The sequence below is a fragment of the uncultured Gimesia sp. genome (assembly GCF_963972345.1).
In the GTDB taxonomy this organism is placed as follows: Bacteria; Planctomycetota; Planctomycetia; order Planctomycetales; family Planctomycetaceae; genus Gimesia.
Window position 1 is genome coordinate 1 of record NZ_CAXAVM010000238.1, and the last position, 10,284, is coordinate 10,284.

The window sequence follows — 10,284 nt, forward strand, 5'->3', positions numbered from 1 at the left end:
CGCACCACCGGCGACCCCATCCTTTACGTCTCCAACCCCAAAGGCATCAACCGCGATGTCCGCCGCCGCAGCCTGGATGCGCTTAAATCGCTGAATGAATTCGAACTCAAACAGTTCGGCAATCCCGAAACCCTCACCCGCATCAACCAGTACGAACTCGCGTTCCGCATGCAGATGTCGGTTCCCGAAGCCGTCGACCTCGCCAGCGAAACCAAGGAAACCCACGAACTGTATGGCACCACCGGCGCCGCCCCTTCGTTTGCCAACAACTGTCTGCTCGCCCGTCGCATGGTCGAACGCGGCGTTCGCTTCATCCAGCTCTTCGACTACGGCTGGGACATGCACGGCACCAGCGCCGGCAACGACCTGATCACCGCCGTCCCCAACAAGGCCAAAGACATCGACCGCCCCCTGTACGCGTTGATCTCCGATCTCAAACAGCGGGGACTGCTCGATGAAACGCTGGTCGTCTGGAGTGGCGAGTTCGGCAGAACCTCCATGAACGAAGAACGCAACGGCTCCAAGTTCCTCGGACGCGATCATCACCCCCACTGCTACACCATCTGGATGGCCGGCGGAGGCATCAAGAAAGGCTTCACCTACGGACAGACCGACGAACTCGGTTACTTCATCGCCGAAAACAAAGCCAGCGTCCGCGATCTGCAGTCCACCATCCTGCACCTCACCGGCTTCGAAGCCCGCAAATTCAAATTCCCCTACCAGGGACTCGACCAGCGCCTCATCGGCCCCGCCGACGAAGACCACCTGCTCACAGACATCCTCGCCTGATACTGAATGAATAGGACCTGACATACCGTGACCCCTCCCTGGGTTCACCTGATTTCCTGTTGCTGTATAAAGTGAGTCGCTACTGAAAAGATTCCTCTTGACGCCTGCCCGCCGTTTGCCATCATTTTCGCTTAAATGTGTGTCGCGCGCGTGGTCCAGTATTTTTTCAGTTGATCAGGCCGAACCACTGCGAAAAGCGGCACTATAAAAGTCCCTTGTTTCTGCACAATTCCGATAAAAACTGCTCAAACATTCTCTGTGGGTCGACACACACCGCCCCGATATCGCAACACACCGCCCCGGCATCGCCTCACAACGGTGCCATATCAGCACGTATCGCCACAGCAATTGTCGCATAAGCTCTTGACCTGCCCATGCCCTTCGAGAAAATCCACCCACTGGCACAACATTTTTTTCCGTCTCCCTCAAAGATTCAAAGCAAGGTTTCATTTCCATCAAGACCTTCCATTCAGTACAGGATCATTCAATAACAGAAACTGGAGCGAATCACGTTTACCATAACGTTTCTTAATTCGAATTGTTGCTACCTGTGTGGGACAACCGGAGCTGATACCCTTCGGCTAATCAGTCATTAGACTGTGTCCAGTTTTACTGTAGCGTCTCCAGGGTCATTTGAACCGAGTATAATAGATTGAGAGACGCTATGGTTAAATGTGATGCACTCTAGAAAATCAGCCGCACGGCGTTAGCCGCGGTTAACACCGATATCGGGAAAGCTGACATAAAGTGAATCATAAATCAGAAGTTCAATTCAAAAGCAGGGACTGTCCCATGTGTCAGCCCGCAGAACCAGCAATGAATCCCCATTCAACAACAAAGAATTCAACCGGCCTCGCTCCGCCATCGATCTGCCAGCAATCAGCCCCCCGTGTGGCACTGTTGGCTCGCCAACAGTGATCGAGCAACCAGCCCCCACCAGCAATAAAATGGCTAACGCCGAATAAAATTCGACCCGAGCATCGCGAGCAGGAAACGGACAGCAAAATCACCCCTGAGCCAAAACCATCGCCGACAAGCTGCAATCTGCCCCAGGCAGAAAAATAACCGACCCATCATACAGAACGGCACCACCCACGCGAGGTGAAGATCGGGAAGTACAACAGCTTCAAATCTGAAGCTTGCCGTATATATCTCTATATCTCAAATAGTGAGATGTCACTTTCCTGCAATAATCCAATACTGAAACACAAGCCACATGTATACATATACACTCTCACTTGTCTGGCACTTTCTAGATTTTTGAAATACAAAATCAAGATAATGAATATCAAACAGATGAGATTTGGATTAATTTAATTCGTTACGAAACATCTAAGATGGATAAAATATTAAGCAGCAAGAATTATTCTTGCATTAAGTGCCACGATTATGACAATAATAGATATTGTACATTCAAACACTTCAAGCAATTAAATTTGAAAGCCGACCTAATATTATATATTGGTGCACTAAATTTATTCTGAAATTAATGAAAACCCAAAATGGCAACTGCTGAGCAAATAAAATCATTAGTACGCAGCCACACTGAAGGAGATGACCAGCGTTTCCATTCAGTGATCATGCAGATTGCAGCACATGCTGCTAAAGCTGGCAAAAGTAACTTAGCTCATGAACTTCGTGATCTCGTAGATGATGCTAAACGTGAACGAGAACGAATCTCTATCCGTCCCGTTCCATTAGCTCGCCCTAAAGGAGAACTTGCAGGGCTTGCAACAGCCTCTTATCCAAAGCTTCGATTAGCCGATATGGTTCTTAATTCGAATCTCGAAGATACACTCAATAAAGTTCTCACTGAATACCGCCAAAGTGATCGACTTCGATCTTATGGACTTTCACCAAGAAGGAAACTTCTACTTGTTGGTCCACCTGGGTGTGGAAAAACCATGACTGCTTCTGCATTAGCAGGTGAACTAAGTTTGCCTTTGTTATCAGTACAACTTCATGCCGTGATTACAAAATATATGGGGGAGACCGCAGCAAAACTTCATTTGCTATTTGATGCAATGCTTGAAACAAGAGGAGTGTATTTCTTTGATGAATTCGATGCAATTGGCGGACATCGGAAATCTGTTAATGATGTTGGTGAGATGCGACGTGTACTAAATTCTTTTTTGATGTTTTTGGAACGCGATGACTCAGAGAGCATTATTGTCGCAGCAACAAATCTAGTTGAAATGCTTGATCCAGCTCTCTTTCGCCGATTCGATGAAGTTATTAAATACTCTCCTCCGGACCGCCCCGCCCGAGAGAATCTAATAAAAAACAAATTGTGTATTTTTGACATAAAAAGACTTGGCTGGAAGAAAATTCTAGATACTTCAGATGGGTTAAGCCATGCTGACATTACTCGCGCCTGTGATGATGCAGCAAAAGAGATGATTCTGAGTGATAAAAAAACCATTCCAACATCGATATTGTTCGATGCAATTCAAAGACAAAATAAACTCCTCGTTACAAGATCGGTTTAGCTTTGTACGATGGCCAAATTCCGTCATTTCACAATTCGAGGAACAACCAAAAGCAGTCCTTACCTATCAACAGGCGGGGGACCAAAAGATTTTAAACTCCCTCCACGTGATAATCCGATAGAGCATGCTAAATCGCTTTTAAGTCAATTACATGAAGCTGAAACTCAAACACAAGAAGCAGTCAAGCTTGCACAGAGTAAACCTGACGGAATCACATTATCTTTCTGGAGCGCGCCAGGATTTAGTGTTTGGATAGAACAATTTGAGAATTTAAGCTCAGGAATAGAACTGCTAAATGTAACTACAGAAGGTGACTCCGAAATTGCAACTGTTTTTATTCCAGACAAATCTATTGGGCACTTCGACCGACTACTAAATGAATATCTTCAATTTCCTGATATAGCAACACCCAAAGGAAATCGAAAAAATCGAAGATTTGCAGATAGTGTTTCCCAAATACGAGCTTCTGCGGTCCGCGAATTCTGGACAGATCATGAGCACTTACTTCCAAAATCAGGAGTACCCATTTGGTGGGAAGTATGGGTGCGAACCGGCAAATCTGACAACACAATTGACGACGCATTTTCGAAATTTCTTGTTGCTGCCGCATACACAAAAATAAAGCTCGGACAACAAGTCGTGCACTTTCCTGAACGAACTGTTGTTCTTGCTTATTGTACTCTTGAGGATTGGGCAGACTCATTAGAACTTTTAAGTCATATCGCGGAGCTCCGCCGAGCCAAAGAAATACCAACGGACTATGTAGAATTACAGGCACGTGACCAAATTGAGTTTATTAATTCTTTTCGTGAACGGATAATTCCGCCTCCAGAAAATGCACCATCAGTATGCCTGTTAGACACTGGAGTGAATCGGGAACATCCATTGTTGGAACTTGCGCTAGATGAAAGCGATTGGAAATCTGTCAATCCTAACTGGACTCCTGCAGATATTCATCCTGAACAGCATGGTACTGCAATGGCAGGTCTTTCGTTATATGGTTGTTTGACAGCGTACTTAAATGGAACTGATTCTTTATCTCTAACACATCGGTTGGAATCAGTAAAAATCTTCTCCAGTATTCCACATGAACCGGAAAATTATGGAGCAGTTACGATTGATGCAATTGCACGGGTAGAAATTGAAGCACCTTCAAGAAAGCGAGTAGTCTGTCTCACGATTCTCGCAGATGGTCGTGATGGAGGTAGACCATCTGCATGGTCTGGAACTATTGATCAAATATGTTCTGGAGCACTAGATGAGGATAGAGAGCACAGACTTGTTATTGTTGCAGCCGGAAATTTAAGTCGCGAGGCTCGCCTAGATTATCCAAATGGAAACCTAACATCTTTTGCAATTCATGATCCTGCACAAGCATGGAATGCATTGACTGTAGGTGCCTGCACAGAGAAAGTTCACATACATTCTCAAACTTATCATGGGTGGAAACCACTTGCCAAAAAACCTGGGACTCTTAGTCCCTGCAGTACTACATCAATGACATGGGACTGGAAAGGGAGCCCAGTTAAACCTGATATAGTATTAGAAGGTGGCAATTCAGCGATTGATCCTTCAGAAGGACACGTTGAAACGATAGATGACCTTGCATTGCTCACGACGACTCTAGATCGGTCTGGCCGTCTATTAACCACGACAGGAGAGACTAGCGCTGCAACAGCTCAAGCTGCTAGATTTGGGGCAATAATCCAATCACATTATCCGAACTTCTGGCCTGAGACAATAAGAGGTTTGATTGTCCATTCAGCCAGGTGGACACCTCAAATGTTAGAAGAATTCCCACCTCAGGAGCGTGAATCTCGATTAAAATGTTATGGGTATGGGGTACCTGATCTAGATCGTGCTATTTATAGTACCGAATCTGTTGCTCACATGGTTGTTCAGAGTTCATTACAGCCATTTAGAAAGAAAGGCAATGAGATCCATCCAAATGAAATGCATCTTCATCCTTTACCTTGGCCTCGTGACGTACTTGAAAAGCTCGCAGAATATCCTGTGACTCTCCGTATCACTTTGTCTTATTTCATCGAACCAAGTCCAGGAAGACGAGGATGGGGACGAAGGTTTCGGTATCAATCTCATGGTTTACGATTTGATGTAAAAAGGCCGACCGATGGTGATACTGAATTTGTACGCAGAATTAATAGAGCTGCTTGGGAAGATTCAGAACAGCGTCCCAAGTCAAGCAGGGAAAGCCGTCGATGGACACTTGGAAATAATTTACGTACTCGGGGTAGCATCCATTCAGATTCATGGGTCGGTACAGGAGCTGAATTGGCGAACTGTGGATTAATCGGCATTTATCCAATTACAGGTTGGTGGAAGGAACGTGCCCATTTAAACTGTTGGGATCGACAAGCACGATATGCCCTTATAATCTCACTAGAAACGCAACCTGAAAATACCCTATTCCCTATAGACACAAACTTATATAGTGCGATTGAAAATATAGTCAAAATCCAGCCCGAGATTGAGATCTGGTGATCCGTAGAGGAGCAGAAAAGGAAGCAAATAAATGCTTCCGCATGACAGCATCAAAAGGGAGCAGGTATTGATTATTTGACTCCTGCCCCTTTACCCCCTTCCTTTTCAACGACAGTCTAACGCACATCACAAGGATGGTTACCATGAAGTACATCGATCGCATTTGCTCTCTGAGTGTTATTCTGATGATGAACTGCGTGGTGTTCGCTGCTGTCAGTGATGCTGATGAGCCTGACATTGCTGAATTGAAGCGGGCGATCCCGGTGCTTTCGCCGGAGAATGAGGACTTGAACAGTTTTTACTTCGTCGCAGAATCCGTGATACCGTACGGTGTTCCGACGGCATTTGAAGCCTGCTGGTCGCGCGCAAGCGGTTTCGGATACGTGCTGGTGGATCAGCTTGGCTATCCGATGTTGTTCGTCGCTGAGAAACAGATGCTGCTTTGTGATGCCCTGCAGTCGCAGGTGATTCTGTGGAAAGATGTCTCCCCGAATGTCCTGATACAAAGTAAGAATCGATACCTGACTGTAAATCTGGGATTTAAGAGCAAGCAAAAAGAAAATTTTTTGGTTGACGTGCCATCCTTCGTTTCGACAGCAAAGACAGAACCAGATCTGAGCCGTGTCAACGAAACCGACTGGAAGCTGACCTATAACTTCGACAAAAATGCCCAAGTGGTCTACCTGTTTCGAGTGGATCGAGAAATCGCGTTCAAAAGCGTACTATTGATGAGTCAACAACAGCCACTGATTACCATTCGCAACGTTGTGATCAATCAGCCTGTTCCCGAACGACTGATGAAGTTCCCTGACAAAAATGTGCTTGCTGCTGCAGTGACCGTCGAGGAATCGCCTGAGAAACCACCTGCTGAATTGGGAGAGGCATTGGGAGAGGTGTTTGACAAAACTCTTTCTGCCACGCGTGCACTGGCGATCCCAGCTGCGATTCAGGATACCAGATTGCGCCGATTACCATTTACGTCCGACACCGACTGGGAGGAAGTCGAAAAGAATCACAAACGCATCGGCGGCAAGTTGAGAGACTTTCTGAGAGTGGATATCAAAGACCGGGTGGTCTTGCCTCTGCAGTAATTAAATTCAATTCTGGAACGTTAAGGGGTCAAACCCCGATACCGCCCTCTGTGCCCAATTTTTTCATTTCACATCTTTTTGTCGGATTTCAACTACTGCCCCGCGTTCCGACAGGGCAGCGGCCACGGGTTGTAATGACGTAAGGGACCCCGCGGCTATAATGGCCGGTACTGTTGCCATCTGCTGGCGGGTTTCAACGGCTGTCCAGCCTTTATAATCACGCAGGAAGCGATATACAGCTGTTGTGTCGGTGCCAGGATCGGTGAGCAACAGTTCGACGATCGGCCACTGATCGGCGCGCCAGACTGACCTTGCGCTGGTCTGTATCTTTCCCGAAAATCGGTCGACCGAAATACACCAGGCGCCACTCCGCAGGCAAGGTTGTCCGGTCGACTGGTACGGCTCCATGGCGGGCTCAAATATCCAGCCCCACTGATATTCGTGACTTAAGTCGTCAACAATCACGTACGCCTCGTGAGGATCGAGTTGATCCGCTTCCGCGTCAGCAACACGCTGTGCGAGTTCCTTCGCGGTGGCGTATTCAATCATGGGAAAATCGCTTTCTATTCACTCTTCACTTTATACTAGACTTGCGTCGAAGTAATCGTACCAGGATTTTCAAATCCATCCAGGTTACCAGGCATCTAGCTGGAGTTAGATTAACAGCAGCGTGCAGCAACTTGTTAGATGAAAACTCACCAAAACTTCCACCATGCCTTTTTATCAATAGCAACCTCTTTATTCACAGCGAGGTGGGATACAGGAACGTAATGTGGTGAGGTCCCATCATAAGTAACCATAACCAACAGAGCATTGTTAACGTCAGCGCTTTTAATTGCATTAGCGTACGACATAAGACCTGCAAAAAATGAAGCCGCTCCAATTTCTTCCAGCACTTGAAGCGCAGTACCTTGATCGGGAAAACTGACCAGGGCGACACCAGGCGACTCGGGCCAATCACGAGATAACATAACTCCCTGCTCGTCAATGGCCACCCAAATGTTCTTTTCCGTAAGCTCACACAAAACTCGATCGTGCGCCAAGTCAAGCTCAGCATCTGAACCTGCATGGACGACGGCTTTGAGTGCCTCGTGGCGCGCCCATGATATATAGCCACCGCTTTCAGATATTCTTTCTAAAACATTCATTTTCTGCGATCACACAACTTATTAAAAAGGATATAGAGAGGTCAGGAGTTGATTAAACGAATCCTGCCCCCTTTTCGTCTCCCACATGCTTGTGATTATCCATTACTACTTTAGTTTGTATCCGCACTCTAAGCACCAGTTTCGAAATTTTGGTAGTGCTTCGATGTTGGCATTCATTGCAATTGCAGTTCTCGCAATCTCTTGTGCTATCATCCTACAGCAGGTGCGAAGTGTACTGATGGAGTATTCTTCATCACTCATATTACGTGTTGGTGCCCAATCAGGCGTAATGATGTGCGTTAGTCTAATCTGCTTTCCTGAGCGGAAAAACTCAAGCAATTGCTCTTCCCCTTGAGTCGCGATATCAATTCCAAAAACAGATGAAGCATCATCAGTATTAAGCCACTTCATTAGAGACGGTAATTGCTCAAGACAATAAAGTATAGTCGATGATGAAGTGAAGTTTAATGTATTCGTACTCGAAGCTCTGATTAATAACTCATGTGTACTATACCTTACCATCCAGTCACAAATCACAGATAAGATCGCTGGTGCATAATTTGTGATATTTGAATGAGCAAGTGCATCCAGGGTATCTTCGCAAAGTGGCAGACCTTCCAGTGGTTTCATTGCATTCAAAAAAAGTAAAAAGGGGCCTTCGTTGTTTTTCATTATATCTTCGCTGGTTTCCATGGTAGAACTTCCCCTTACTTAAAGAAGAGGTATAAGGAATCAGCCCCCGATTCCGTCTCCTGTTCAGGCAAGAAGGATCGTAGAGAAAGTCAGTTCCCAATATTTACTCACTCACTTCACACAATAAACCGCACCCAATGTTCTTCCGATACAATGGCAAGACCAGTTCCACGTTCCTGGAGTGCGACGGCCTTTTCGATCTTTCTGCCATGGGTGGAATGGATCCAGTCGGAACTGCCGACTAAGCCGATGACCAGGAAACTGGTGTCCCTGGTGGGAGAACTCTTCAGGCTGCCATTACGAGCCAGGATCAGCGACTCACACTGCTTCCGGGTTCCCGTCACGAACTTACCGGTCAGACAGAAAATGCGTCCCTCAAAATCGATTTCAGGATCTGGCGTCGTCAGCGGGAGCGACGTTGACATCGAATTGACATTCTCGCGCAGCGATGGTTCGCCGGTCAGGTCCATCAACGTCTGCAGCAGTTCTTTCTGTTCTTCGACATCAAGCACATTGTCTGCCAGCATCTCTTCGATTCGTTTGTAAAGCACATTCGCCGGCCAGTGCTCGGAGATCTCCTGATTGTTTCTCAGCCAGTTCTGCAGAAACTCCACTTCAAACTGAGTGACTTCTCCGTCCGCCAGTACCCCTTTACAGAGGCCAATCAGCTCATCAATCTTTCTGTCATTCAACCGCGCGTCATTAAAAGTCCGGTTGAGCGGCTGCCCGTGCGCGTCTCGATTCATTGTGGCCCCCCGATCCTGGTTGTATAGTACAGAGAATGAATGTTCAATTGTGAACAGCCAGATGCGCAGATTCAAGCGCAAGCCTAGAGAATTAAGGAAATCAGCCCCCGTCGTTGAATCCGCTTCGTTTTTTGTCACGCGATCAATGATACGGGAGAGTTGATCTCATTAAGTTATCACCAGGAGTACTGACCATGACTTCTCAACACGACCGACTTGTGACGGTGACCACCGCCGCGGATGAACTGGAAGGAGAACTGATCGTTTCCCTTTTGAAAGAGCATGGGATCAGAGCGACCACCACCGGAGGCCTGACCGCGCAATTCCGAGCCGAAGCCCCCGGAGTAGTCGAGGTACTCGTCATGCAGGATCAACTGGCAGCAGCCAGCGCGATCATCACGGAACAGAACGGCTAACGCGGGCAGCAGAACCGTTCGAACGGTCACACGGCAAACACGTCGAGACCGCGGGCCGACACATGGGACGGCCCCTACTTTGGGGAAGCGACCGGGCCGACGTCTTCCGGTTTCAATTGCTTGAGAAGTCTCTTTCCGGTGCGGCGGGTGTTTTTGACTGTCACATCTTTCGGCAGCAGCGTGCGCGAGCGGCTGCCCAGGCCGTGGCCCATGACGAATTCTTCGCCTGCGTTGTCGATCAGTGTGTTGCCGTCGATGAGTACGTTTTGGACCTGCGCGTGTTGATGCAGTTTCGGGTCTGGCACGCCCGCGCTCAAGGCAATCGCGCCGTCGATCCGGTCGCCGACCCCTTCGATATGATTGCCGATGATCTGGTGCCCTGTGCCGACAACGCGAATGCCGCCGGAACG

The 10,284-nt window shown here is 47.4% G+C and carries 10 protein-coding genes; 5 read left to right on the forward strand and 5 right to left on the reverse strand.

Annotation, left to right across the window (positions count from 1 at the left end; genetic code table 11):
* The 4 genes from AACZ40_RS25760 to AACZ40_RS25775 all read left to right on the forward strand — a co-directional run.
* Positions 1 to 789, forward strand: a 789-nt coding sequence (locus tag AACZ40_RS25760) for a DUF1501 domain-containing protein (RefSeq protein ID WP_339676393.1), incomplete at its 5' end; no start/stop codon positions are given.
* Positions 790 to 2,291: 1,502 nt separating this feature from the next.
* Positions 2,292 to 3,278: an ATP-binding protein gene (locus AACZ40_RS25765; RefSeq protein WP_291171222.1), complete on the forward strand. Its 987-nt coding sequence runs from the start codon at positions 2,292 to 2,294 to the stop codon at positions 3,276 to 3,278.
* Between the two features lie 9 nt (positions 3,279 to 3,287).
* The gene (locus AACZ40_RS25770) at positions 3,288 to 5,780 is read left to right on the forward strand and encodes a S8 family peptidase (RefSeq protein ID WP_291171224.1); all 2,493 of its coding nucleotides are present in this window, start codon (positions 3,288 to 3,290) and stop codon (positions 5,778 to 5,780) included.
* Positions 5,781 to 5,923: 143 nt separating this feature from the next.
* Positions 5,924 to 6,871, forward strand: coding sequence for a hypothetical protein (locus tag AACZ40_RS25775; protein ID WP_291171226.1), 948 nt, complete (start codon positions 5,924 to 5,926; stop codon positions 6,869 to 6,871).
* Between the two features lie 63 nt (positions 6,872 to 6,934).
* On the opposite strand, the gene AACZ40_RS25780 is transcribed toward AACZ40_RS25775, so the two are convergent.
* From AACZ40_RS25780 to AACZ40_RS25795, 4 genes are all read right to left on the reverse strand, one after another.
* On the reverse strand, positions 6,935 to 7,420 hold the full coding sequence (locus tag AACZ40_RS25780) for a hypothetical protein (protein ID WP_291171230.1): 486 nt from the start codon (positions 7,418 to 7,420) through the stop codon (positions 6,935 to 6,937).
* Between the two features lie 146 nt (positions 7,421 to 7,566).
* Positions 7,567 to 8,019: a hypothetical protein gene (locus AACZ40_RS25785; RefSeq protein ID WP_291171232.1), complete on the reverse strand. Its 453-nt coding sequence runs from the start codon at positions 8,017 to 8,019 to the stop codon at positions 7,567 to 7,569.
* Positions 8,020 to 8,124: 105 nt separating this feature from the next.
* Complete coding sequence (locus AACZ40_RS25790; protein WP_291171234.1) at positions 8,125 to 8,712, reverse strand: hypothetical protein; 588 nt, start codon at positions 8,710 to 8,712, stop codon at positions 8,125 to 8,127.
* A 116-nt stretch (positions 8,713 to 8,828) separates the two neighbouring features.
* On the reverse strand, positions 8,829 to 9,458 hold the full coding sequence (locus AACZ40_RS25795) for a BRCT domain-containing protein (protein ID WP_291171235.1): 630 nt from the start codon (positions 9,456 to 9,458) through the stop codon (positions 8,829 to 8,831).
* A gap of 194 nt (positions 9,459 to 9,652) precedes the next feature.
* Here AACZ40_RS25795 and AACZ40_RS25800 point away from each other — a divergent pair, with 194 nt between their 5' ends.
* Entirely contained in the window at positions 9,653 to 9,874 is a 222-nt protein-coding gene (locus AACZ40_RS25800) for a DUF2007 domain-containing protein (protein WP_291171237.1), read from the forward strand.
* 74 nt (positions 9,875 to 9,948) lie between these two features.
* Here the strand turns inward: AACZ40_RS25800 and AACZ40_RS25805 are convergent.
* Positions 9,949 to 10,284: chondroitinase-B domain-containing protein (locus tag AACZ40_RS25805; protein WP_339676403.1), on the reverse strand; the 336-nt coding region annotated here is incomplete at its 5' end.

Coding starts and splice junctions, on each gene's coding strand:
- AACZ40_RS25800 (WP_291171237.1), top strand. CDS start 9,653: ATGACTTCTCAACACGACCGACTTGTGACGGTGACCACCGCCGCGGAT.
- AACZ40_RS25795 (WP_291171235.1), bottom strand. CDS start 9,458: ATGAATCGAGACGCGCACGGGCAGCCGCTCAACCGGACTTTTAATGAC.
- AACZ40_RS25790 (WP_291171234.1), bottom strand. CDS start 8,712: ATGGAAACCAGCGAAGATATAATGAAAAACAACGAAGGCCCCTTTTTA.
- AACZ40_RS25765 (WP_291171222.1), top strand. CDS start 2,292: ATGGCAACTGCTGAGCAAATAAAATCATTAGTACGCAGCCACACTGAA.
- AACZ40_RS25775 (WP_291171226.1), top strand. CDS start 5,924: ATGAAGTACATCGATCGCATTTGCTCTCTGAGTGTTATTCTGATGATG.
- AACZ40_RS25785 (WP_291171232.1), bottom strand. CDS start 8,019: ATGAATGTTTTAGAAAGAATATCTGAAAGCGGTGGCTATATATCATGG.
- AACZ40_RS25780 (WP_291171230.1), bottom strand. CDS start 7,420: ATGATTGAATACGCCACCGCGAAGGAACTCGCACAGCGTGTTGCTGAC.
- AACZ40_RS25770 (WP_291171224.1), top strand. CDS start 3,288: ATGGCCAAATTCCGTCATTTCACAATTCGAGGAACAACCAAAAGCAGT.